Genomic DNA, 23,009 nt, shown 5'->3' with positions numbered 1-23,009 from the left:
GGAGGACCGGGCACGGATCGACGCGATCGTCAACGACCCGCGATCCACCGACCGCCTCGCCGCCGACGGATTCCTCGAGCTGTTGCGCATCGGAGCGGACGCAGACCCGGGACAGGTGTACGGGTCCAGGCGACCCGCGGTCCGGGTGATCGTGACGAAGGAGAGCCTCGACTCCGGCGAAGGCCACGGATCGATCCAGGACACCGGCGAAGCAGTGAGCATCGGGACGATCCGCCGAGAGGTCTGCTCATCCGGAACGGTGGCGGTGGTCCTAGACGACGACGGCCAGTGCGTCAACGTCGGTCGCGAACAGCGCCTCTTCACCGCCCGCCAGCGCATCGGACTCGCGGTAAGGGACGGCGGGTGCATGTGGCCCGGCTGCGACCGACCACCATCCTGGTGCGAGGCCCACCACATCAACCAGTGGAAACGAGACCACGGCAAGACCGACATCGCCGACGGCGTCCTGCTCTGCAAGCACCACCACCTACTGCTCCACAACAACGGCTGGGACATCCGCCGAACCGGCGGGCAGTACACCCTCATTCCGCCCAGGTCGATCAGCCCGACGCGCGAACCTCGGCACCTGGCGACGAAGAGCAGAGCCGTCCAGGACTGGAACGCCCGCCGACACCGCCTCCGACCGCCAGCCCGCGAGGGCGCGCCGGACCCTGCCCCACTCGGCACCTGATGATGCTCTCACCGCGACCAGTGACGGGCTCGCTGACCCCACGGTCCCTGAGCCTGTCGAAGGGACGCGACGCCCCTCACGTCGCTTCGACAAGCTCAGCGACCGTATGCAGGGAAGGCGGGCTCGCTTCGAGAGCCCGGCGATCCGCATGCAGTCGCTGCTCGCGAAGCTCTCGGAAACGACCGGCGCCGATCGGCGGCACCCCTCTCGGTCCCTGAGCCCGTCGAAGGGACGCAACGCACCTCACGCCGCTTCGACAAGCTCAGCGACCGTGCTGGCTCAGCAACCGACGGGGGAGGCGGTACCGCGGTGACGGGGCGCGCGGACGCAGCGGGGGGCGGGCGCTGTCAGGATGGCAGGGCGTCCTTTCCGGTCGCGGCGATCGAGAAGGAAGGGATTCCGTGCGCGTTTTCGCATGTCCCCAGAGCGTCACCTGGGTCGAGTTCGAGGACAAGGGGTGCCTGCAGTGCGGCGCTGAGCTCGCGTACGACCCTGAGACCGACGAGATCGTGCTCGCGGAGGGCCGCAGCCTCTGCGTGTACCGGGTGGGCATCGGCTGCAACTGGGTGTCCCCGGGTTACGGCTCGCCCTGCCGCTCCTGCGCCCTCACCACGGCCCGCCCCGAGGGCGACGACCCGTTGGCGATGAGCCAGCTCACCGTGGCGGAGTTCGCCAAGCGCCGGCTCATCCGCCAGCTGCTTCACCTGACCCTGCCGATCGATCCCCGGCGCGGCGGTACGGGTCTCGCGTTCGAGATGCTCGCGCCCAGGAACGGCGAGCAGGTGCTCACCGGTCACGCGGACGGGGTGATCACCATCAACCTGTCCGAGTCGAACGACCCGCACCGCGAGGGCCTGCGGATTCAGCTCGGCGAGCCGTACCGGACCATGCTCGGCCACGTGCGGCACGAGATCGGCCACTACTACTGGCAGGTGCTCGTGGACGGCAAGGCGCCGCTCGACTCGTTCCGCCGCCTCTTCGGCGACGAGCGCCAGGACTACGGCAAGGCGCTCGACGCCCACTACGGCGACGGCGCGGACGAGGACTGGGCGCTGACCCACATCTCGCACTACGCGACCACCCACCCCTGGGAAGACTTCGCCGAGAGCTTCGCGCACTACCTGCACATCGCCGATGCGCTGGAGACCGCGGCCGCGGTCGGCATTCACGTCGCGGGCCCGCACGGCGTGCCGGAGCCGCTCGCCGGCAGCATCCATGCGTCCGGTGCGACCGACGTCGCGGAACTCTCCATGTCCGAGGTGCTCGGCCGCTGGCACGGCTTCACGCTCGCCCTCAACTCGGTGAACCGCTCGATGGGCAAGGACGACCTGTACCCCTTCGTCATCACGGCCGAGATCGCCCGCAAGCTCGACTACGTGCACGAGCTGGTGAGGGATGCGGTCGCCTGATCCGTCGCGTGACCCGGAGGAGCGCGCGGATCGCGGCGAGTCGGGGTGGTTTGACGGGTCCGACCGATTCGGCCAGTACGGGAACGTCGGCCAGTACGGGCAGGTCGGCGAGCACGGGCGATTCGGCGGGTACGGAAATCCCGGCGAACACAGGGGTCGCGGTGGTCCCGCCGAGTGGGGGACCATGAGTGCTGTGGCAACGCTCGAGGACAGCGAGAACATCGGTCCGCACCTCGCGACCGACCTCCGCGCCGTCGGCATCGCCAGCATCGAGGACCTGCGCGAGGTGGGCTCGATCGAGGCCTGCCGCCGCATGGAGGAGCGCGGCCTGCACGATTGCCTGAGCGCCCTGATGGCGCTCGAGGGGGCGATCGTGGGCGTCCGCTGGTTCACCCTCGAGCCCGAGCACCGGCAGCGCCTGCGCGACGAGTGGTACCGGCACGGCTCCTGACCGGCGCCCCCGATCCACGAAACATCGCCGCAATACGCCCGTGGTTATGCTCGCTTCATGGGTGACCTCTTCAACGGATACGGCTCCACGCTGCAGCACGGAGCAGGCCGCCGGGGGGCGAGCCCGTGGGACGAGATGTTCCAGGAGCCGAACCTGTCCGCCGAGGTCGGCGTGCGTTCCCCGTACCGGGAGCTGTACTCGGCGCTCTCCGAGATGACCCAGGACGAGCTCCGCGGCCGCACCGAGGCGCTCGCCAACTCCTACCTCACCCAGGGCGTCACCTTTGACTTCGCGGGTGAGGAGCGGCCGTTCCCCATCGACGCCGTGCCCCGCGTCATCCCCCGCGACGAGTGGACCGGCGTCGAGGCGGGCATCAAGCAGCGCGTCCGCGCGCTCGAGGCGTTGCTCGCCGACGTCTACGGCCCGCGCAACGCGGTGCGCGACGGCGTGCTTCCCGCGTCGCTCATCACGTCGTCGAAGCACTTCCACCGGCAGGCGGCCGGCATCGAGAGCGCCAACGGCGTGCGCATCCAGGTGTCGGGCATCGACCTGATCCGCGATGAGAACGGCGCCTGGCGGGTGCTCGAGGACAACGTGCGCGTGCCGAGCGGCGTGAGCTACGTCATCTCGAACCGCCGCGTCATGGCCCAGACCCTTCCCGAGCTCTTCGTGTCGATGCGGGTGCGGCCCGTGGGGGAGTACCCGAACCGCCTTCTGGGTGCGCTGCGGGCGAGCGCGCCCGCGGGCGTCGACGACCCGACGGTGGTCGTGCTCACGCCGGGCGTCTACAACTCCGCCTACTACGAGCACACCCTGCTGGCCCGGCTGATGGGCGTCGAGCTCGTCGAGGGCCGCGACCTCTACTGCTCCGGCGGCCGCGTCTGGATGCGCACGACCGCGGGCCCGACCCGCGTCGACGTCATCTACCGGCGCGTGGACGACGAGTTCCTCGATCCGATGCAGTTCCGCAAGGACTCGCTGCTCGGCTCGCCCGGACTCATGCTCGCCGCCCGGCTCGGCAACGTCACCATCGCGAACGCGGTCGGCAACGGCGTCGCGGACGACAAGCTGATGTACACCTACATCCCCGACCTCATCCGCTACTACCTGGCGGAGGAACCCCTGCTGAAGAACGTCGACACGTGGCGGCTCGAGGACCCGGGTGCGCTCGAGGAGGTGCTCGACCGGCTCGATGAGCTCGTCGTGAAGCCGGTCGACGGCTCCGGCGGCAAGGGGCTCGTGATGGGCCCGGACGCGACGCCGGCCGAGCTCGACGCCCTCCGCTCGCGCCTCCTCGACGACCCGCGCGGCTGGATCGCGCAGCCGGTCGTGCAGCTGTCGACCATCCCGACGCTCGTCGAGGACGGCATGCGCCCGCGGCACGTCGACCTCCGCCCGTTCGCCGTGAACGACGGCACCGACATCTGGGTGCTGCCGGGCGGCCTGACCCGAGTCGCGCTGCCCGAGGGTCAACTGGTCGTGAACTCCAGCCAGGGCGGCGGATCGAAGGACACCTGGGTGGTCGGGCAGGAGCCGGGGTCGGCGCCGAGCACGCTCGACGGTCGCGACGTGCCCGCCGTGGTGGGCGAGCAGGCGACCACCCGCTCCATCCCGATCGTCTACGACCGTCAGCACGCGCCGGACGTCGCCCCGCAGGACGACCCCCAGGGCGAACAGCAACAGCAGCAACAGCAGCAGCAACACCAGCAGCGGCAGCAGGGAGAGGAGCGCTGATGCTCTCGCGCATCGCAGAGTCGCTGTTCTGGATCGGACGCTACATCGAGCGCTCCGACGGCACCGCGCGCATCCTCGACGTGCACCTGCAACTGCTGCTCGAGGACCCGTGGATCGACGAGGACTCGGCCTGCAGATCGCTGCTCTCGGTCATGGGCAGCGCGGACGTTGACAAGCCCACCCTGACCAGGCGCGACGTCCTCGCGATCCTCGCGGTGGACCGCCACCACTCCGCGTCCATCGCCTACTCGCTCGGCGCCGCCCGGGAGAACGCCAGGCGCGCCCGGGAGATCGTGCCCACCGAGTTGTGGGAGTGCCTGAACACGACCCGGGCCAGGATGCCGCGGCGCCTGACCGCGGACAAGGAGCACGACTTCTTCCGCTGGGTGCGCGAGCGCGCGGCCCTCGCGGTCGGCATCATCGAGTCCGGCAGCAGTCGCGACGAGGCCTGGCACTTTCTGACCCTCGGCCGCAGCATCGAGCGCGCGGACATGACCGCGCGCCTTCTCGCGACCCGGTCGCTGACGGAGGCGTCGGGGCCATCGTGGACCACGATCCTGCGCTCCTGCGGCGCATACGAGCCATACCTGCGCACCTACCGGGGCGTCCCGTCGGCGCTGAACGCCGCGGAGTTCCTCCTGCTCGACCGGCTGTTCCCACGGTCGGTCGTGTACTCGATCGGCCGGGCGGAGCAGTGCCTGCGCGACCTCGCGCCCAGCTTCGGCCGCGCGGGCGTGCCCGACCAGGCCCAGCGCGTGCTCGGCCAGGTGCGCAGCCAGCTCGAGTACCGGCCCATCGCGGAGACGCTCGACGACCTGCCGTACCACATGGACACCGTGCAGGAGGCGACCAGCGCCGCCAGCGAGGCCATCCGGCACCGCTACTTCCCCAAGGACGCCGCCCCCATCTGGATCGGAGACACGCTGTGAACCGACTGCGCATCCGCCACACGACAGCCTTCACCTATGCGGCGGACGTCTCGGCGTCGTACAACGAGGCGCGGATGCGCCCCGTCAGCTCGGACTCGCAGCTGGTGCTGTCGTCGACGCTGCAGGTGGAGCCGTCCGCGTCCCTGCACGACTACACCGACTACTGGGGCACCCGGGTGACGGCGTTCGAGGTCATCACGCCGCACCGGTCGCTCTCGGTGTCCTCGACGACCCTCGTCGAGGCGCGTCCCAAGGAGCACGCGGGGCATGCCATCTCCTGGGAGGAGCTGCGGTCCCGGGCCTCGAACGAGATGGAGCTCATCGAGCAGCTGGGCCAGACCCGCCTGACCGAGCCGACCGAGGACGTGGCCCGGCTCGCGGAGGAGATCGTGGCTCAGGGACTCAGCCCATGCGAGACGGCGACGGCCATCGCCCGGACGGTGGGCGAGTCGATGGAGTACATGCAGGGCGTCACGGGGGTGCACTCCACCGCGGCCGAGGCGTGGGCGGAGAAGAAGGGCGTCTGCCAGGACATCACGCACATCGCGCTCGGCGCCCTCCGCTCGGCGGGCATCCCCGCCCGGTACGTCTCCGGCTACCTGCACCCCAAGCGCGAGCCGGTCGTGGGCGAGAGCGTCAAGGGCGAGTCGCACGCGTGGGTCGAGTGGTTCTGCGGCCAGTGGACCGGCTACGACCCGACCAACCTCATCGACATCGCCGACCGGCACGTGCTCGTCGGCGCCGGCCGCGACTACTCCGACGTCCCGCCCCTGCACGGCGTCTACGCCGGGCCGCGCGCGTCGGACCTGAAGGTCTCCGTGGAGATCACCCGGGTCGCGTGATCGCGGTCGCGGGGGAGCGGCCGACCGAAGCGCCGTCGGGCAGGAGCAGCGCGGGGCAGTAGCCTCGACGGGTGCCCCGCCCCCGTCCGCTCCTCCGCCGCAGCGGAACGGCGGACCGGCTGCCGCGCGACGTTGTCGTTCTCGGGGCCGTCGCGTTCTTCGTGATGCTGGGCTTCGGCGTCGTCGTGCCCGTGCTGCCGGTCTACGTGCGCAGCTTCGGCGTCGGCTACGTCGAGGTCGGCGCGGTGGTGTCGGCGTTCGCGGTGATGCGCCTGGTCGCCAACCCGTTCGTCGGCCGCCTGCTCACCGTCGCGGGCGACCACACCGTCCTCGCGGCGGGCATCGGCATCGTCGCGATCTCCAGCGGCCTCGTGGGACTGGCGACCACCTATCCGCAGGTGCTCCTGCTGCGCGGGGCCGGCGGCATCGGCTCCGCGATGTTCAGCGTCGCCGCCATGACGCTGCTCCTCGGCTCGACACCCGAGCGGCTGCGCGGCCGCAGCCTCGGCTTCTACCAGGGCGGCTTCCTCGTCGGCGGCATGGCCGGCCCCGCAGTCGGCGGCATCCTCTCCGCCGTGTCCCTCACGGCGCCGTTCTTCTTCTACGCCGGCACGCTCGTGGTCGCCGGGGCGATCGGGCTCGTGCTGCTGCAGCCCGCGGACCGGGCCGCCGCCGGCGGCGCGGCACCGCCCACCCCGCTCCGCACCGTGCTGCGCGACGCCCGGTTCCAGGTGGCGTGCCTCGCCAACCTCGCCCAGGGCTGGGCGGGCCAGGGCGTGCGCACCGCCCTCGTGCCCGTGCTCGTGGTCGAGGTCCTGCACCGGGAGCCGACGTGGACGGGCATCGCCTTCGCGGTCTCCGCGGTCGTGCAGACCCTCGCGCTCGGACCGGCGGGCCGGTTCGTCGACACGGTCGGGCGGCGCCCCGCCATCGCGGGCGCCTACGCCGTCGCTGCCCTCGCCATGCTCGGCATGGCGTTCACCACGGACGTGTGGATCCTCGTAGCGCTGCTCTGCGCGTACGGCGTCGCCGCGGCCTTCATGGGCACGGCGCCCGCCGCCCTCGTGGGCGACGCGGCGGGTGGGCGCGGCGGCCAGCCCGTCGCCGTGTTCCAGGGCTTCTCCGACCTCGGGGCCATCGTCGGTCCGCTCGCGGCCGGCCTGCTCCTCGACGCGTTCTCCTACCCGGCGGCGTTCGGCTCCGCCGTCGTGCTGCTCGCGGCCGCGGCGCTGTTCTCGCTCCGGCTGCCGCGGTCGTCGAGGCGGCCCGCGTAGTCTCGTGCCCCCCTCTGGGGCCACCGCCCGGCTAGGTGGCGGCGCGCGCTCTGGGTATGGTGCTTGCACGGCCCACGGGGGTGCGGCCGTTCAATCCGGGGGGATACATCATGGGTACTTTCGCGCGCTCGAAATCGAGCCCTTTTCTCGCGACCGCGGGGGCGATCGGCGTCCTCGCCTCGCTGCTGACGATGCCGGCGGCCGCTCACGCGGCGGCCGATCCGGTCACGGTGAACGGCTCTGCGCTCGCCGGCTCCACCCAGGCGAGCGGATCCTTCACCCTTCGGGTGGCCGCTCCGGCCGGGGTCGCCGTGAAGTTCAAGCTCGACGGCGTGTACCTCGGGCAGGACAGGACGGCCCCCTACAGCTGGACCGTCACAACCACTGCGGGAAAGCACGAGCTCAGCGCGCGCTGGGGGTCGGACGAGCGTAACGAGTACGAGCGCGCGTTCACCGTGCGAGCGGCCGGAAGCTCGGCCCCGGCACCGGCACCGGCACCGGCGCCCACGGCGGCGCCGAAGCCGAGCGCGGCGCCCACGGCTGCACCGGCGCCCACGGCTGCACCGAAGCCCGCGTCCCCGACGGCGCCCGTCCCGTCCGGCCGCACGGTCTCCGTGTCCACCGCCACCCAGCTGAAGGCGGCGCTCAAGGCCGCGACGCCGGGCACGACCATCGCGCTCGCGGACGGCACCTACACCGGCGCGTTCGTCGCGGCCGCCTCGGGCACCGCGGCGGCGCCCATCACGCTCACCGGCTCGCGCAGGGCCGTGCTCACCACCGGCACCCTCTCGTCCGGCTACGGCCTCCACGTGACCGGGGACCGCTGGCGCATCGTCGGCCTGTCCGTCACGCGGTCCGGCAAGGGCATCGTGCTCGACGGCGCCAATCACGCGTTCATCTCGGGCGTCGACGTGGGCAGCACCGGAACCGAGGCGGTGCACTTCCGCACCAACAGCTCCGACGGAATCCTGCGGGACTCGGTCATCCACGACGTCGGACTCAGCACGCCGGACTACGGCGAGGGCGTCTACGTGGGCAGCGCCAACAGCAACTGGAGCAAGATCATGGGCTCCTCCTCCGTGCCGGACCGCTCCGACCGGGTGCAGATCCTGAACAACCGGATCGTCAACACCACCGCCGAGGGCATCGACATCAAGGAGGGCACCACGGGCGGCACCATCGCGGGCAACGTCTTCCAGAACGCCGGCTTTTCCGGCATCCACTTCGCCGACTCCTGGGTGGACGTGAAGGGCAACGGCTGGCGCATCGAGGGCAACTCTGGCTCCCGCACCAAGCTCGACGCCTTCCAGGTGCACCGCACCATCCCGGGCTGGGGCAACGGCAACTCCTTCTTCCGCAACACCGTGGTCTCCGGCGTCCCGGGCTACGAGGTCTCCGTCGCCTCGGGCACCACGGGCAACACCGTGGCCTGCGGCCCGACCGGGGCGGCGCTCGGCAAGTCGAACATCGCCTGCCGCTGACCCGTCCGACGGGGCGGGCACGCCGCCCGCCAGGCCGGCTCGATAGGTTGGCTCCATGGCAAGCGAAGCGGTCGTCCTCCCCGTCGCCGGGCCCTCCGGCGAGCGCCAGGTGCGCATCTCCAGCCCGAGCCGCGTGCTCTGGCCGGAGCTCGGCATAACCAAGCTCGACCTGGCGAACTACATGGTCGCCGTGTCCGAGGCGTTCCTCGCGGCGAACGGGGACCGGCCGCTGTCGCTCCAGCGGTTCTCTGAGGGCATCGACGGCGACCAGTTCTTCTCCAAGAACCCGCCGAAGGGCGCCCCGGACTACGTCCGCAGCGTGCCCGTCGTCTACCCGAGCTCCCGGTCGCATCCACAGCTCGTGCTCGACGAGGCCGCGGCCGCCGTCTGGGCCGTGCAGATGAACACGGTGGTCTTCCACCCGTGGCCGTCACGGGCCGAGACCTCCGACTTCCCGGATCAGCTGCGCATCGACCTCGACCCGCAGCCCGGCACCGACTTCGACGACGCGGTGCCCGCGGCGCTCGAGCTGCGCGGGGTGCTCGCCGAGGCGGGGCTCGACGCCTTCATCAAGACCAGCGGCAACCGCGGCCTGCACGTCTTCGCGCCCATCGAGCCGACCCACGAGTTCCTCGACGTCCGGCACGCGGTCATCGCCGCGGCGCGCGAGCTCGAGCGCCGGATGCCGGAGCAGGTGACCACGGCGTGGTGGAAGGAGGAGCGCGGGCAGCGCATCTTCGTGGACTTCAACCAGGCCAACCGCGACCGCACCATGGCAGGCGCCTACAGCCCGCGGGCCCTCGCCCATGCGCCCGTGTCGTGCCCGATCACCTGGGACGAGCTCGAGTCCGCGGACCCGCGCGCCTTCACGGTGCTCACCGTGCCGGAACGGCTGCGGACGACCGGCGACCCCTGGGCCGACATGCACGCGTCGCCGGGCCGCATCGACGTGCTCCTCGGCTGGTGGGAGCGGGACCTGGCCGCCGGGCTCGGCGAGCTGCCCTTTCCGCCGGACTACCCGAAGATGCCGGGCGAGCCGCCGCGCGTCCAGCCGAGCCGCGCCCGCAAGGACAAGGCCCCCGAGGACTACCTCTGATTCCTCGCCTGATTCCTCGCCCGATCCGTTGCCGCTCGGCCGTCGCGCCGAAGGGCCGGTCGCTACGCTCGCGACCATGACGCAGATCGAGTGGCGGAAAGCCGCCGAGTGGCCGCTGACGGCGGCCGCGGCCCTGTTCCTCGTCGCCTACGCGTGGCAGGTGATCATCGAGCCGGGCGGCCGCTCGCTCCTCGTGACGGATCTCGCCATGTGGGTGATCTGGGGTCTCTTCCTGCTCGACTACGCCATGAACCTCGTGCTCGCGCCCGACCGGCGTCGCTGGTTCTGGCGCCACCTGCACGAGCTGCTCGTCGTCGTGCTGCCCGTGTTCCGCCCGCTGCGGCTGCTGCGGCTCGTCTCGGTGCTCCGGGTGTTCGACCGGGCGCAGGAGGACCTGCTGCGCGGCCGCATCGTCATCTACGCGATTGGCTCCTCCGTGCTGCTCGTCGTGGTCTCCGGCCTCGCGATGCTCGACCTCGAGCGCACCGTGCCGGGCGCGAGCATCACCACGATCGGAGATGCGCTCTGGTGGGCCGTCGTGACCATCACCACCGTGGGATACGGCGACCTCGCCCCCGTCACCGTCGGCGGGCGCTTCATCGCGATCGGCGTCATGGTCGGCGGCATCGCGCTGCTCGGCACCATCACCGCGTCGCTCGCGTCGTGGTTCCTCGAGCGGGTCTCCGCGGACGACGATCAGACCCGAGCGGACGCCCGCGTCAACGTGGAGCGGCTCTCGGCGGAGATCGCGGAGCTGCGGGGCCTCGTCGTGGCACGGGGCGGCAAGGATGGATCCGACCGGTCCGGCGGGCGCATCCCCTAAGCCTGGCCCCCCTGGACCAGCACGCGGCTCAGGTCGTAGGCGATGGGCCGGTCGAGCTGCTCGAAGGTGCAGGACCGGGCCTCACGGTCCGGGCGCCAGCGCTCGAACTGCACGGTGTGCCGGAAGCGCATCCCCTCCATCTGGTCGTAGCGCACCTCGACAACGCGCGTGGGCTCCAGCCGCACGAAGCTGGTGTCCCTGCTCGAGGAGAAGCGGCTGCGGTCGGTCTCGCCGCGCACGGCCTCGCCCGACTCGTCGCGGACCACGAGCGGGTCGAGCTCGTCGACGAGCTCGCGCCGCCGCGCGTCGCTGAACGCGGACACGCCGCCGACGCCCCGCAGCTCGCCGTCGTCGTCGTAGAGGCCGAGCAGCAGGGAACCGACGCCCGTGCCGCTGGCGTGCACGCGGTACCCGAGCACGACGACGTCGGCGCTGCGGTGGTGCTTCGCCTTCAGCATGATGCGCTTGCCCGGCGCGTACGCCGCCGCGAGCGGCTTGGCGACGACCCCGTCGAGCCCCGCCCCCTCGAACTCGACGAGCCACCGTCGCGCCAGGTCGACGTCGGTCGTCACCTGGGACACGTGCACGGGCGCGGCCAGGTCGGCGGCGAGGTCCTCGAGCTGCGCCCGTCGCTCGGCGAACGGCGCATCGAGGTAGCTCTCCTCGCCGCGTGCGAGCAGGTCGAACGCGACGAACTCGGCGGGGGTCTCCTCCGCCAGCTTCCGCACGCGGCTCGCGGCGGGGTGGATGCGCTGCGACAGCGCCTCCCAGTCGAGCCGCTCGTGCCCCGGCTCCCCGCGGCGCACGATGATCTCGCCGTCGAGCACGCAGGGCCCCGGCAGCAGCCGCGCGAAGGCGTCGACGAGGTCGGGGAAGTACCGGGTGAGCATCTTGGAGCCGCGGCTGCCGATCTCCACTGTCTCGCCGTCGAAGTACACGATGCCGCGGAAGCCGTCCCACTTGGGCTCGTAGCTGAGGCCGCCCGGCACACTGCCGGGTTCCGGCACGGCCGAGACGGCCTTGGCCAGCATCGGGGACACGGGGGAGGCGGGCGAGAGATCCATAGTGCGATCCTTCCCGATTCTCGCCGGCCGTGGCGGGTCCGCCCGCCGGGTGCCCCCGATCTGCGCGCTAGGCCCGGACGGACGCGGAGAGGGTGCGGGCGAGCGCGGCGGCCGCCTCGTGCGCCTCGGCCAGTTCCCGCCGGCTGCGCGGGATCTGCTCCTCGAGTCCCGGCAGGCGCTCGGCGAGCGTGAGATTGGTCGCGATCACGGAGACGTCCATCCCGAGCGCCTCGCCCAGGATGATCCGCAGCACGGGGACGCCGTGGTCCCAGTCCGCGGTCGGCGTGCCCTCGTCGTACGACCCGCCCCGGCTGGAGACGACGACGGCAGGACGGCCCGCGAGCGGCCGGTCGACGTCGCCGAAGGGCGCGGTCACGCCGGGCACGTGGATGTGGTCGACCCACGCCTTCAGCGAGGACGGCAGGGAGTAGTTGTAGAGCGGGGCGCCGACCAGCAGCACGTCCGCCGCGAGCAGCTCGTCCAGCACCTCGCGCTGCAGCCGCTCCGCCGCGCGGAACGGGGCGGCCACCTCGCCGCGGAACGCCACCGGCCAGTGCAGGGACGCGTCGGCCAGGTGGGGCAGCGGATCGCGGTGCAGGTCGCGGTGCACGACGGTGTTCGCGGGGTCGGCGTCGCGCCAGGCCGCGGCGAATGCAGCCGTGACGGCGCGGGAGCGGGAGTCGACCGGGTCGGCGGAGGAGTCGAGGTGCAGCAGGGAAGGCATGCGGCCAACGCTAGCGGAGGCATCGGCCCCGGCCGCGCGGCGCACTTGTCGCCGCCCGGCCGGGGGAATAGCGTGACGCCAGGAACGCGCATGGGGGCGGAATGAGCAGAGCGGGGACGGCGGGGGCAAGCCGTCCTCCGCTCCGGCGGGCTGTGGCCGGGCTGCTCGCGGTTTCGGTGCTGATCGCCGTCGTGGTGCTGGAGCGGCTCGACGTCGCGCTCGCGGAGATGCACGGGGAGCAGGACCGTCCCGGCGGGTTCGGCACGGTCGCCTCGCCCGGCGCACTGTTCCGGCCCGACTCCGCCGCGGCCGTGCTCGCCGGCTGGCGCAACTGGCAGGGCCCACCCGGCACCACGCGCTCGCCGGGCGAGCTGATCGGCGCCTACACCGCCGTCGACCTGCTGCTCCTCGCCGTGCCGCTCGCCGTGCTCCTGGTGCTGCTCGCCCGCATCCTCCGCGACCGCGAGACGGACGGGCCGCGCTCCGTCGCCGTCCGCGCCATGCTCGCCGCGTCGGTCGTCGCCTCAGCGCTGTACCTCGCCGGCGACGTCGCCGAGACGCTCGGCACCGCCCTGGTCTGGGACGACGACCCCGGCACCCTCGCCCTCGCGGCGATCGGCGCGGCCTCGGTCGTGAAGTGGGTCGCGCTCACGCTCGTCGGCCTCGCCCTGCTGCTCGCGGCCCTGCGGCGGAGGACGCTCGCCCGGCGGGCTGCGGAGGCGGCGAGCGCGGCGGACGCGTCGAGGACGGTGCAGTCGCGGCGCGGCGGCACTCGGCCGGGGTCACGTTCCGCGCGACCGGCGGCGTCGAGCGGGCGGCGGTCGTCGGTGGCGGTGCCATGGCGGCACAGCCGGCTGTCCCCCTGGGTCGTGCTGCGCGGGCAGCTCGTGGTCGTGGCCGGGGTCGTCGCCATCATGGTGCTCCTGTCCGGGGACATCGGGCGGCAGGTGGACGACGTCGTCGTGCGCGGCGTGGACAACGGCCTGCCCGCGGTGCTGGCCGTGCTCGCGGCCGCCGTGTTCTCCGCCGTCCTCGCCATCGGCGGGCGGGCGACGCTCGCGGCCTACCGCCGCGCACCCCAGGCCGTCGAGTGGAGCGGCCGGGGGATCCTCGTCGGCGTCCTCGTGGGAGTGGTGCTGCTGGCCGTCGGCGTCGCCGTGTTCGCCTCGGGGAACTCGGTGGGCGCCCCGCTCCTCGCACTCGGCGGCGGGACGGTGCTGTTCTTCGTGCTGAACGCCCCCGCCGGCGTGCGGGGGTACGCGCTCCCGCCGCAGGGCGACGTGCAGATCGGGCGCGGGGCGCTGCCGGTGATCGCCGCGGTCCCGCCCGGTGCGCTCGCGCTGGCCGGCATCCGTGCGGCCGTGACGCTCTGGGTCGACGGCGGGTCGATCGTCGCGCTGCTCGCCTGGGCGCTGCTCCTGCTGCTCCTGGCGCTCGCGGCCGCGCTGTTCGTCTACCTGCGGGCGTCCCATCCGCCGCGTCCCGTCGTGCGCGGGGTGCTCACGGCGTGGGTCGCGGCCGCGCTTGTGCTCTCGGTGCTCGGCGCCCTCTTCGGCCCCGACGCGGCGGTCGAGCTCGGCACCGTGGCGACCATCGTGGTGAGCGGCATCGTGCTCGCGGTCGTCGTGACCGCGCTCGTGCTGATCGGCGACGTGCTGCCCGCGCACGGTGCGCTCTCGCTGCTCGGGCTCCGCCGCGTTCCGGTGCTCGCGATCGTCCTGGCGCTCGGCGTCGCGGCGAGCTTCATCGACCGGCAGGCCGCCTACTACGACGTCCGGCTGCTCGAGACCGTTGCCGCGGAGCGGCCCTCCCTGGGCGACGGGAACGGTGAGGACGGCTCTCTGCCCGAGGCGCTGCGGCAGTGGATCGACCAGCAGCCCGCGGGCGACGGGGCGGCGCAGGAGGTTCCGCTCGTGCTGATGGCGTCGGAGGGCGGCGGCATTCGCGCGGCGTACTGGACGAGCATCGTCTGGGAGTGCCTCTACGGGGCGGGCGTCCGCATCCCCGCCGCCGCGGAGGGTGGCGACGACGCGTGCCCGGGCGACCTGCCGCCGGAGAGCGTGTTCCTCGTGTCCTCGGTGTCGGGCAGCAGCGTCGGCATGGCGATGGTCCGGGCCAACACGCTGAGCTCGGCGGACCGGAACGGCGACGGCGACTGGCTGCCCGAGTCCTTCGCGGGGGACTACGTCGCCCCGGCCATCGCGGCGGCCGTGTTCCGCGACCTGCCGAACACCGTGCTCCGCCTGCCGGTCCCCGGCCAGGACCGCGCGAGTAGTCTCGAACGGGCGTTCAGCACCCGGAACCCCGGCATCGACGACGGTTTCGTCGCCTCCGGGATGGACGAGGACGGCAGGGCCCGATTCCCGCTGCTGCTGTTCGGGGCCACATCGGTCGAGGACGGCTGCCGCATGGCCGTGTCCACGGCGGCGGGGGTCGAGCCGAGCACGACCGCGGGCACCGACTGCCTCACCCCGGGCCAGTTCGTCGGCACGCCCGAGGACCCGGCCGACCGGCCGCCGGACGGCGTGCTCGCCGCGACGAAGGACGCCTTCGCCTGGTCCTGCCCCCGCGTTCCGGACGCCGCCGGAGCGAGGGACATCCGGCTCTCCACGGCGGCCCTGCTGTCGGCCCGCGCGCCGTACATCACCCCGGCGGGAGGCATGACGAGCTGCCTCGACGGCGAGGCGCACAGCTACGTGCTCGACGGCGGACTGCTGGAGAACTCGGGCGCGGACGCCGTGGAGGAGGTCTGGTCGGACCTCGAACCGGCGGTCCGCGGCTTCAACGCGGGCGCAGAGGCGGCGGGGCGGTGCATAGCGCCGCGGCTGCTCCTGCTCGACAACGAGTTCGCGTCGCACGGCGTCCGCGACCCGGGCGGCTGGTCGTTCCGGCTGATCGGGCCGGCCGGCGAGACCAGCAGCGTGACCCGGGCACAGGACGGTACCGCGCAGCAGGAGGCGCTGATCGCCCTCAGCAGGTCCTTCGCCGATGTGCGCGCGGCGTGCCCCGGCGCGGCGGCGGGGGAGGATCCGGGGGGAGAGGACGCCCGGGACGTCGCCGACGCGGCGCCCGCGGACATCCACCCCCGGGCGCGCCCCGGCAGCGAGGCCCCGCTCGGCTGGACCCTCGCCGAGCGCTCCCAGCTGGTGCTGCGTGCGGAGCTCGGGAGCGCGGAGAACCGGGAGCAGCTCGACGTCGTGCGCCGCTGGTACGCGGACTGAGCCGGGCGGGCGGCCCGTGGGGTCCGGCAGGTCGCGGCATACGCGCATGCGTCACTCGCGAGGCGTAGAACGGGTGCATGACCTCTTCCGACACGTACGCGACCCCGGCCGCGAGCCTGCCCGGCGGCGACATGCCGCTGCTGGGCTTCGGCACCTGGCAGATCCCCGACGACGAGGCGCCCGAGGCCGTGGGCATCGCCCTCGAGGCCGGGTACCGGCACATCGACACGGCCACGGGCTACGAGAACGAGGCGGGCATCGGCAGGGCCCTTGCGGCGGCGGCCCTTCCCCGCGACGAGATCTTCGTGACCACGAAGATGCCGCCGGACAACGTCGGCCACGAGCGGGCCACGCTCGAGGAGAGCCTCGGCAAGCTCGGCCTGGACCACGTCGACCTGTGGCTCGTGCACTGGCCGCCGAACAAGCAGGCGACCCCCGAGGCGTGGGCGGAGTTCGTGAAGGCGCGCGACGAGGGCCTCGCGTCCTCGATCGGCGTCAGCAACTACTCGCTCGAGCAGATCGACGAGCTCATCGCGGCCACCGGCGTCGCGCCCGCCGTGAACCAGGTGCGCTGGGGACCGACGCTCTACGACCCCGCCTTCGTGGACGGGCTGCGCGAGCGGGGGACCGTGCTCGAGGGCTACAGCCCGTTCAAGGCGAGCAACCTCGACGACCCGACGCTCGTGTCCATCGCCGAGGCGCACGAGGCCGGGCCGGCCCAGGTGATCGTGGCCTGGCACGTCGCGCACGGCTTCGTCGTGATCCCGAAGTCGACGAGGCGCGAGCGCATCGTCGCGAACGCGGCCGGCGCCCGGATCGAGCTCACGGCGGACGAGGTCGCGGCCATCGACGGGCTCTCGCAGTCCGCGTGAGCCGGTGGTGACGGGAACCGGGCGCGCGGATGAAGCTGATCCAGGTCGCACAGCACGCGGAGGACCTCGACCGCGCGTCGGAGTTCTACGCCGACCTGCTCGGCGCCCCGCCCGCCGCCCGGTTCGACCCGCCCGGCCTGCTGTTCTTCGACCTGCACGGTACGCGACTCCTGCTGAGCCGCGAGTCGCCGAGCGCCCTGCTCTACCTGGGCGTCCGTGACGTGCGCGCGACGGTGGAGCGGATGCGCTACCGGGCGGAGATCCTCGCGGGACCGGCGGTGATCCATCGCCACGTCGACGACTCGCTGGGGCCGGCGGGAACGGAGGAGTGGCAGGCGTTCCTCCGCGACAGCGAGGGCAACACGGTCGGGCTCGTGACACAGTTGCCGGCGTGAGGAATTGGGGCACGCCGCCCGTGGTGAGGCCCGTCGCCAGGCCCTAGCCTGGGGCGATGGCGCCCCGCCCCCTGTCCACCGCGAGCGTCGCGCTACGGCGGATCGCGCTGCTGCCGGCGGTCGTGCGCCGCCTCGATGCCCGCGTGGGGCGTCGGATCAACGCGCGGCGCACCGTGCCCGCCGTCGACCGCGGCTACGCCCGCCTCTCGCGCGCCGCGGACCGCAGCGTGCTCTGGTTCGTCGTCGCGCTCGTGCTCGTCGTCGCGGGGCAGCATCGGGCCGCGCTGCGCGGGGCGGCCTCGCTCACCGCCGCCAGTGCGATCGCGAACCTCGTGGGCAAGCAGCTGTTCGGCGGCGATCGACCGCTCCTCAAGGACATCCCGGTGGGCAGGCGGCTGCGCACGCCGCCCACGACGCCCTCCTTCCCGTCCGGGCACGCGGCATCCGCGGCCGGGTTCGTCATGGGCGTCGCCCTCGAGTCGAGGCGCACCGGCCTCGCCCTCATCCCCGCGGCCGTCGCGGTGGCCTACTCCCGGCTGCACACCGGCGCGCACTGGTTCTCCGACGTGGTCGGCGGGGTGGCCATCGGCACCGCGGTGGCGGCGGCGGGCCGCGCGCTCGTCCCCGTGCGCCCCTCGCCCCGTCCCGCCGAGCGCATCGGTGGTGCGGATGTGGCTCTGCCCGCGAGCGCCGACGGCAGCGGCGTGCTCGTGGTGATGAACCCGGGCTCGGGGGCGGACGTCGACCGGCCGGACGCGGGGGAGTACCTGGCCGACCGCCTTCCGCGGGCGCGGGTGCACCCGCTCGGCGAGGACGACGACCTCGAGCTGCTCGTGCGCCACGCGCTCGCCTCGGCCGACCCGCCGCGCGTGCTCGGCGTCAGCGGCGGCGACGGCACCGTGTCCGCCGTGGCGCACGTCGCCCGGCTCGTCGGCCTGCCGCTCCTCGTGCTGCCCGGCGGCACCTTCAACCACTTCGCCCGGGCCGCGGGCGTCGGATCCTTCGACGACGCGACCGACGCGCTAGCCGGCGGCCAGGGGGTCCGCGTCGACGTCGCGGAGATCGGCATCGGCGAGGGGTCCCCGGTCACCGTGCTGAACGCGGCGTCCGTCGGGGTCTACCCCGACTTCGTGGCCACCCGGCAACGGCTGCAGGCCCGACTCGACAAGTGGGCGGCCGGCATCATCGCCGCCGTCCTCGTCATCGGCCGGGCGGACCCCGTCGCCGTCGTGATAGACGGGCGGCGCGACGAAGTGTGGTCCCTCGTCGTCGGCGTCGACCGCAGCCACCCCGAGACCATCGCGCCCCTGCAGCGGATCCGGCTGGACGGCGGCCTGCTCGACGTGCGCGTGCTGCACGGCGGCCCCCGGCTGCGCGCGGCCGCCTCGCTGGCGTTCGGCCGGCGCACCAGCGCGGTGCTGCGCCGCCTGCACCTGCTGCCGAGGAGTGCGGTCGAGGCCTTCACCGCGGAGTCCGTGACCATCGTGGTGCATCCCGCGGGCGACCAGCCGACGGGCCTCGCCCACGACGGCGAGGTGTCCCTCGACGTGCCCGGCGGCGACGAGGACGGCGTCGAGGACGGCGGCTTCACCTCCACCGTGCGGGTTGTGCCGGGTGGCCTGGAGGTCTACTCGCCGTCCCGCACGAGCACCCGGTCCCGCGCCGCGTCCTGACGCTAGCCACGGGCCACCCCGGGTGCGCCCCCGCTGACGCCGCGGCCACCCGTGGCAGGGTTGACGCATGCGATACGTTCTCATCGGCGCGGGCGCGATCGGCGGCACCCTCGGCGCCCGCCTCGCCCAGCGGAGCCAGGACCACCCGCCCCTCCTCGTGGCGCGCGGCCGGAACGGCGAGGCCCTCGCCGAGCACGGCATCCGGTTGCGCACGCCGGACGAGGACGTCACCGTGCCCGTCCTGGTCGCGACGTCGCCCGACGACGTGCGGCTGACCACGGACGACGTGCTGGTGTTCACCACGAAGACGCATCAGGTGGAGGCGGCGCTGCTGCAGTGGGTCGACCGGCCCGTGCACGACGCCGCGAGCGGCGCGGAGCTCGGCACGGCCGGCGACCGCCTGCCCGTGTTCCTGGCGCTGAACGGCGTCGCGAGCGAGCGCATCGCCTCGCGCTACTTCGCCCGGGTGTTCGGCGTCTGCGTCTGGCTGCCCGCGGTGCACCTCGTTCCCGGCGAGGTCGTGCTGCGCATCGCCCCCACGAGCGGCGTGTTCGTGATCGGCAGGCACGCCTTCCCGGCGGACCCGGCGGACCGTGCGCTGCTCAAGACGCTCGCCGACGACTGGGCGGCCGCGAGCTTCGTGGTGCACGTGGTCGACGACGTGCTGCGCTGGAAGCACGCCAAGCTCCTCAGCAACCTCGGGAACGGGCTGCAGGCGCTCCTCGGCACCGACGGTCGCCGTTACGCACACCTGGCCGACCGCCTGCGCGCCGAGGCCGAGGACGTGTACCGCGCGGCGGGGATCGAGTGGGCGAGCCCGGAGGAGGAGGAGGCGTGGCGCGGAGACCTGCTGAACACCCGGCCGGTGCCCGGGGTGTCGCGCGACCAGCTCGGCGGGTCGTCCTGGCAGTCGGTCGCGCGGGGGTCCGGGTCCATCGAGACCGACTACCTGAACGGCGAGATCGCCCTCCTCGCGCGCTCCCTCGGCCGGCGCGCCCCCGAGAACGAGACCGTGCAGCGGCTCGCCCGGCAGGCCGCGGCCGCGGGGCGGTCCGCGGGCGCGCTGTCCGTCGAGGAGCTCGAGCGCGAGCTCGACCGAGCGGTGGCCGCGGTGGCGGCACCCACCACGAGCACCGCGGCCGCCGCCGTCAGCCCTTGACCGCGCCCGCGGTCAGCCCCTGCACGATGTACTTGCTCGCGAAGGCGAACATCACCATGGTGGGCACGATCGTCAGCACGGCCGCCGCGGACATCGACCCCCAGTCGATGTTGTAGCTCGTGATGAAGCCGTTGAGCGCCGTGGGCACGGTCTTGTTCGCGTCCGAGGTCAGCAGGGTCACCGACAGGAACAGCTCGTTCCAGCAGCTCACGAAGTTGAAGATGAACGCGGCGACGATGCCCGGGGTCATGACCGGCACGAGGATGCGGAAGAGCGCGCCGAGGCGGCTGCAGCCGTCGATCATCGCCGCCTCCTCGAGCGCGTCCGGCACGTTCTCGAAGAACCCGCGGAGCATGATCGTCGAGAACGGGATGCACATCGCGATGTAGACGAAGACGAGCCCGGTGCGGTCGTTGACGAGTCCCAGCGAGACCATCAGCTGATACAGCGGACCGAGCGCGATGAAGGCCGGGATCATCTGCGTCACCAGGAACGCGAGGATCACGGCGCCCCGGGCGCGGAACTCGAACCGGGCGATGATGTAGCCCGACAGCAGCGAGATGACGGTCACGATGGCCGCGGACACCGTCGCGATGATCAGGCTGTTGACGAGGTAGGTGCCGAAGTTCGCCTTGCTGAACAGGCCCGCGAAGTTCTCCAGCGAGAAGGTAGACGGCCAGTACTCGAGGGGGAACTTGTAGATATCGCTCGTCGGCTTGAACGCCGTGACGACGATCCAGTACAGCGGGAACAGCGTGAGCACCAGCCAGAGGCCGAGTGCGGCGATCCGGGTGATCCGGCCCGCCCGGGACTCGAGGGTGATCACCGGTGTGCCTCCTTCCTCTCGCGGGTGGCGAGCAGGTAGAACGACGCGAACACCATCAGGACGACGAGCACGAGGATGCCGAGCGCGCTCGCGCGCCCGTAGTCGCCCTGCTGGGTGATCTCGATCATGTACGTCGTCACGATGTGGGTCTGGCCGGCCGGACCGCCCCCGGTCATGCCGAAGATCAGGTCGGGGAAGTTGAAGATCCAGATGACCCGCAGCAGCACGATGAGGGTCAGCGTCGTGCGGATGTACGGGATGGTCACGTGCCAGAGCGCGAGCGCCTTGGTCGTGCCGTCGAGCGCCGCGGCCTCGTAGAGCTCGTCCGGCACGGACTGCAGCGCGGCGAGGATCATGATCGCGAAGAACGTGACCCCGTACCAGACGTTCGCCACGATGATGGCGGGCATCGCGAGCGCGGGGTCCGCGAGCCAGGGCAGCGGGGTGTCGATGAGCCCGGTCTTCATCAGCAGGTCGTTGACGACCCCGAACTCGCCGTTGAACATCCAGCGGAAGAGGATGCCGATGAGGAAGCCCGACACGGCCCAGGGGAAGAAGATGAGCGCCTGGTAGACGCCGCGGAACCGGAACCGGCGGCGGAGCCAGAGGGCGAGCGCGAAGCCGATGACGAACTGCGGCACGAGCGAGCCGAGCACCCAGAGCACGGTGTTGCCGATGGTCTTCCAGAACAGCGCGTCGCGGAGGATGGTCTCGAAGTTCGCGAGGCCCACCCAGGACTGGTTCTCGATGTTGTAGATGCTCCAGTTCCGGAACGCGCCGAAGACGCCGGAGAACATCGGGTAGTAGGTGAAGAGGGCGACGAACGCGACGGCGGGGGCGAGGAACGCGGCGATGGTGAGCGCCCGCCGGCGGGAGAACTCCCGCCGGCGGCGCGTGGCCTCGCCGCCGGACGGCGGGACCGGCGTGGCCGGCACCGCCGTCCGGCGTTCGATCGCGGGTGCGGGAGAGGGCATGCGGATCAGCCCTCGCTCGCGAACTTCCCTGACCAGTACTCGTCCCAGGTCGCGAGGAGGTCTGCCGTGCTCGTCTGCCCGAGGAGCACCTCCTGCAGCTCGCGGTCGGACTTCTCGCTCCACTCCTGCCACCAGGCGACGCCGCGGGGCTGCGTGACATTGAGGTAGGTCTCCGGGTCCTCGTTCATGGTCACGTAGGTCGCCCACGGGCCCTCGCTGAAGAACGGGTCGTCCGCCGCGCTCTTCAGGATCGGCACGAGCGAGTTTCCCTTCGCGAACGTGAGCGGCGCGTCGCCGGAGGCCAGGTACTTGATGAGCTCCATCGCCTCCTCCTTGTGCTCGCTGCTGTCCGCGACGCCCCAGCCTGCGGTCGCGATGGGCTGCGCGGCCTTGCCCGTCGGGCCGACGAGCAGCGGGGTCGTGCTCCACTGCTCCTCCGTGAGGGTCGAGGAGTCGCGGATCGTGGCGATGACCTCGGGGTCCTGCAGCAGGAACGCGGTGGAGCCGGAGCTGAAGCCCTGCACCATCTCGGGGTAGCCCCAGGCGATGGAGGAGGGCGGCGAGCCCTCCGTGAAGAGCTCCATGTACTTGTCCATGGCCTCCTGCGCCTCCGGGGCGGAGAAGATCGTGTCGCCGTTCTTCAGGAGGAAGGCGTTCTCCACGTCGAGGTCGTCGGCCACGTAGGCCTCGATGATCGCCACGACGTTGGACGCGGAGTTGGAGCCGCCGCGGAAGGCGTAGCCGTAGCGGTTCTGCGACGGGTCGTTGATGGCCTTGGCCTGGTCGATCATCTCCTCCCACGAGTGCGGCGGGCCGTCGAAGCCCGCCTCCTCGACGAGGTCGGTGCGGTAGAAGAGGCTGAGTCCGTAGAAGCCGTACGGCATCATGTACGTCGGGCCGTCCGGCTGGGCGAAGCGCAGGGCGTTGTCGGTCAGGGCGTCCCAGCCCTCCCAGCCCTCGAGGTCGCCGTTCATGTCGTAGAGCCAGTCGTTGGACGAGAACGGGCCGATGGTGCTGTCCTGCACCTCGAGCACGTCGATGCCGTTGCCCGCCTGCAGCATCTGCTGCACGGTGGACACGGCCTGCTCGCTCGGCGGTGAGACGAGCTCGACGGTGACGCCCGGGTTCTCGCCCTCGAAGCCGGCGATCAGCTCCTTGAGGATCGCGGAGCGCGCGGGGTTGGTCAGCGTCTCGACCATCTGGAGGCGGACCTCGCCGTCCTCCCCGCCGCCGCCGCCCCCGCCGCCCCCTCCGGAGCAGCCGGACAGGGCGAGCGCGCCAGCGGTCACGGCGGCGACCGCCAGGAGCGATCTTCTGGTGTTGCGCATGGTTCTCCTTCGGTTGAGCGGATGCGGTCGGTGCCGCGGGTTC

The 23,009-nt window shown here is 72.5% G+C and carries 20 protein-coding genes; 15 read left to right on the top strand and 5 right to left on the bottom strand.

The annotated features are described in order from the left end of the window. The 10 genes from DAI20_RS15890 to DAI20_RS15845 all read left to right on the top strand — a co-directional run. On the top strand, nt 1-691 hold a 691-nt coding region (locus DAI20_RS15890), incomplete at its 5' end, for an HNH endonuclease signature motif containing protein (protein WP_159085094.1). A gap of 401 nt (nt 692-1,092) precedes the next feature. Continuing rightward, entirely contained in the window at nt 1,093-2,100 is a 1,008-nt protein-coding gene (locus tag DAI20_RS15885) for a zinc-binding metallopeptidase family protein (RefSeq protein ID WP_108252560.1), read from the top strand. A gap of 193 nt (nt 2,101-2,293) precedes the next feature. Then, nucleotides 2,294-2,551, top strand: a complete 258-nt coding sequence (locus DAI20_RS18610; protein WP_159085093.1) for a TfoX/Sxy family DNA transformation protein — start codon at nt 2,294-2,296, stop codon at nt 2,549-2,551. 57 nt (nt 2,552-2,608) lie between these two features. Further along, nucleotides 2,609-4,285 carry a circularly permuted type 2 ATP-grasp protein gene (locus DAI20_RS15875; RefSeq protein ID WP_108252556.1) on the top strand — a complete coding sequence of 559 codons (1,677 nt, stop codon included), beginning with the start codon at nt 2,609-2,611 and terminating at the stop codon, nt 4,283-4,285. Further along, the gene (locus DAI20_RS15870; RefSeq protein WP_108252554.1) at nt 4,285-5,214 is read left to right on the top strand and encodes an alpha-E domain-containing protein; all 930 of its coding nucleotides are present in this window, start codon (nt 4,285-4,287) and stop codon (nt 5,212-5,214) included. Before DAI20_RS15875 ends, DAI20_RS15870 begins: the two co-directional genes overlap by 1 nt. After that, nucleotides 5,211-6,056 (top strand): transglutaminase family protein, encoded by an 846-nt coding sequence (locus DAI20_RS15865; protein WP_108252552.1) that lies wholly within the window; start codon nt 5,211-5,213, stop codon nt 6,054-6,056. The genes DAI20_RS15870 and DAI20_RS15865 overlap by 4 nt, the downstream gene beginning before the upstream one ends. A 71-nt stretch (nt 6,057-6,127) precedes the next feature. Continuing rightward, nucleotides 6,128-7,330, top strand: a complete 1,203-nt coding sequence (locus DAI20_RS15860; RefSeq protein ID WP_240606111.1) for an MFS transporter — start codon at nt 6,128-6,130, stop codon at nt 7,328-7,330. 110 nt (nt 7,331-7,440) lie between these two features. Continuing rightward, nucleotides 7,441-8,811 carry a right-handed parallel beta-helix repeat-containing protein gene (locus DAI20_RS15855; protein ID WP_108252550.1) on the top strand — a complete coding sequence of 457 codons (1,371 nt, stop codon included), beginning with the start codon at nt 7,441-7,443 and terminating at the stop codon, nt 8,809-8,811. A 55-nt stretch (nt 8,812-8,866) separates the two neighbouring features. Next, complete coding sequence (gene ligD / locus DAI20_RS15850) at nt 8,867-9,907, top strand: non-homologous end-joining DNA ligase (RefSeq protein WP_108252548.1); 1,041 nt, start codon at nt 8,867-8,869, stop codon at nt 9,905-9,907. A 76-nt stretch (nt 9,908-9,983) separates the two neighbouring features. Next, nucleotides 9,984-10,730, top strand: coding sequence for a potassium channel family protein (locus tag DAI20_RS15845; protein WP_108252546.1), 747 nt, complete (start codon nt 9,984-9,986; stop codon nt 10,728-10,730). Here DAI20_RS15845 and DAI20_RS15840 read toward each other — a convergent pair. Both DAI20_RS15840 and DAI20_RS15835 read right to left on the bottom strand, forming a co-directional pair. Beyond that, nucleotides 10,727-11,794: an ATP-dependent DNA ligase gene (locus DAI20_RS15840; protein ID WP_108252544.1), complete on the bottom strand. Its 1,068-nt coding sequence runs from the start codon at nt 11,792-11,794 to the stop codon at nt 10,727-10,729. The two genes, DAI20_RS15845 and DAI20_RS15840, sit on opposite strands and share 4 nt — an antisense overlap. A gap of 67 nt (nt 11,795-11,861) precedes the next feature. Continuing rightward, complete coding sequence (locus tag DAI20_RS15835; protein ID WP_108252542.1) at nt 11,862-12,518, bottom strand: FMN-dependent NADH-azoreductase; 657 nt, start codon at nt 12,516-12,518, stop codon at nt 11,862-11,864. Nucleotides 12,519-12,619: 101 nt separating this feature from the next. On the opposite strand from DAI20_RS15835, the gene DAI20_RS15830 reads away from it, so the two are divergent. The 5 genes from DAI20_RS15830 (at nt 12,620) to DAI20_RS15810 (ending at nt 19,838) form a co-directional block, all read left to right on the top strand. Further along, nucleotides 12,620-15,739, top strand: coding sequence for a hypothetical protein (locus DAI20_RS15830; protein ID WP_159085092.1), 3,120 nt, complete (start codon nt 12,620-12,622; stop codon nt 15,737-15,739). Between the two features lie 77 nt (nt 15,740-15,816). Next, nucleotides 15,817-16,611 (top strand): aldo/keto reductase, encoded by a 795-nt coding sequence (locus DAI20_RS15825; RefSeq protein ID WP_168927698.1) that lies wholly within the window; start codon nt 15,817-15,819, stop codon nt 16,609-16,611. Nucleotides 16,612-16,640: 29 nt separating this feature from the next. After that, nucleotides 16,641-17,006: a VOC family protein gene (locus tag DAI20_RS15820; RefSeq protein ID WP_108252538.1), complete on the top strand. Its 366-nt coding sequence runs from the start codon at nt 16,641-16,643 to the stop codon at nt 17,004-17,006. Nucleotides 17,007-17,062: 56 nt separating this feature from the next. Beyond that, entirely contained in the window at nt 17,063-18,679 is a 1,617-nt protein-coding gene (locus DAI20_RS15815) for a bifunctional phosphatase PAP2/diacylglycerol kinase family protein (RefSeq protein WP_108252536.1), read from the top strand. A 67-nt stretch (nt 18,680-18,746) separates the two neighbouring features. Then, on the top strand, nt 18,747-19,838 hold the full coding sequence (locus DAI20_RS15810; protein WP_108252534.1) for a ketopantoate reductase family protein: 1,092 nt from the start codon (nt 18,747-18,749) through the stop codon (nt 19,836-19,838). Here the strand turns inward: DAI20_RS15810 and DAI20_RS15805 are convergent. Genes DAI20_RS15805 through DAI20_RS15795 form a run of 3 tightly spaced genes read right to left on the bottom strand, consistent with a single transcriptional unit; the run spans nt 19,828 to nt 22,966 of the window. Next, nucleotides 19,828-20,664, bottom strand: coding sequence for a carbohydrate ABC transporter permease (locus DAI20_RS15805; protein WP_108252532.1), 837 nt, complete (start codon nt 20,662-20,664; stop codon nt 19,828-19,830). The two genes, DAI20_RS15810 and DAI20_RS15805, sit on opposite strands and share 11 nt — an antisense overlap. Further along, nucleotides 20,661-21,638 carry a carbohydrate ABC transporter permease gene (locus DAI20_RS15800; protein WP_108252530.1) on the bottom strand — a complete coding sequence of 326 codons (978 nt, stop codon included), beginning with the start codon at nt 21,636-21,638 and terminating at the stop codon, nt 20,661-20,663. Before DAI20_RS15800 ends, DAI20_RS15805 begins: the two co-directional genes overlap by 4 nt. A gap of 5 nt (nt 21,639-21,643) precedes the next feature. Next, nucleotides 21,644-22,966, bottom strand: coding sequence for an ABC transporter substrate-binding protein (locus DAI20_RS15795; RefSeq protein ID WP_108252528.1), 1,323 nt, complete (start codon nt 22,964-22,966; stop codon nt 21,644-21,646). Nucleotides 22,967-23,009 lie beyond the last annotated feature (43 nt).

Source organism: Planctomonas deserti (assembly GCF_003067705.1).
Classification (GTDB): domain Bacteria; phylum Actinomycetota; class Actinomycetes; order Actinomycetales; family Microbacteriaceae; genus Planctomonas; species Planctomonas deserti.
Note: the sequence above shows the minus strand (reverse complement) of the source record. Positions and strands in the feature narration are given on the sequence as shown.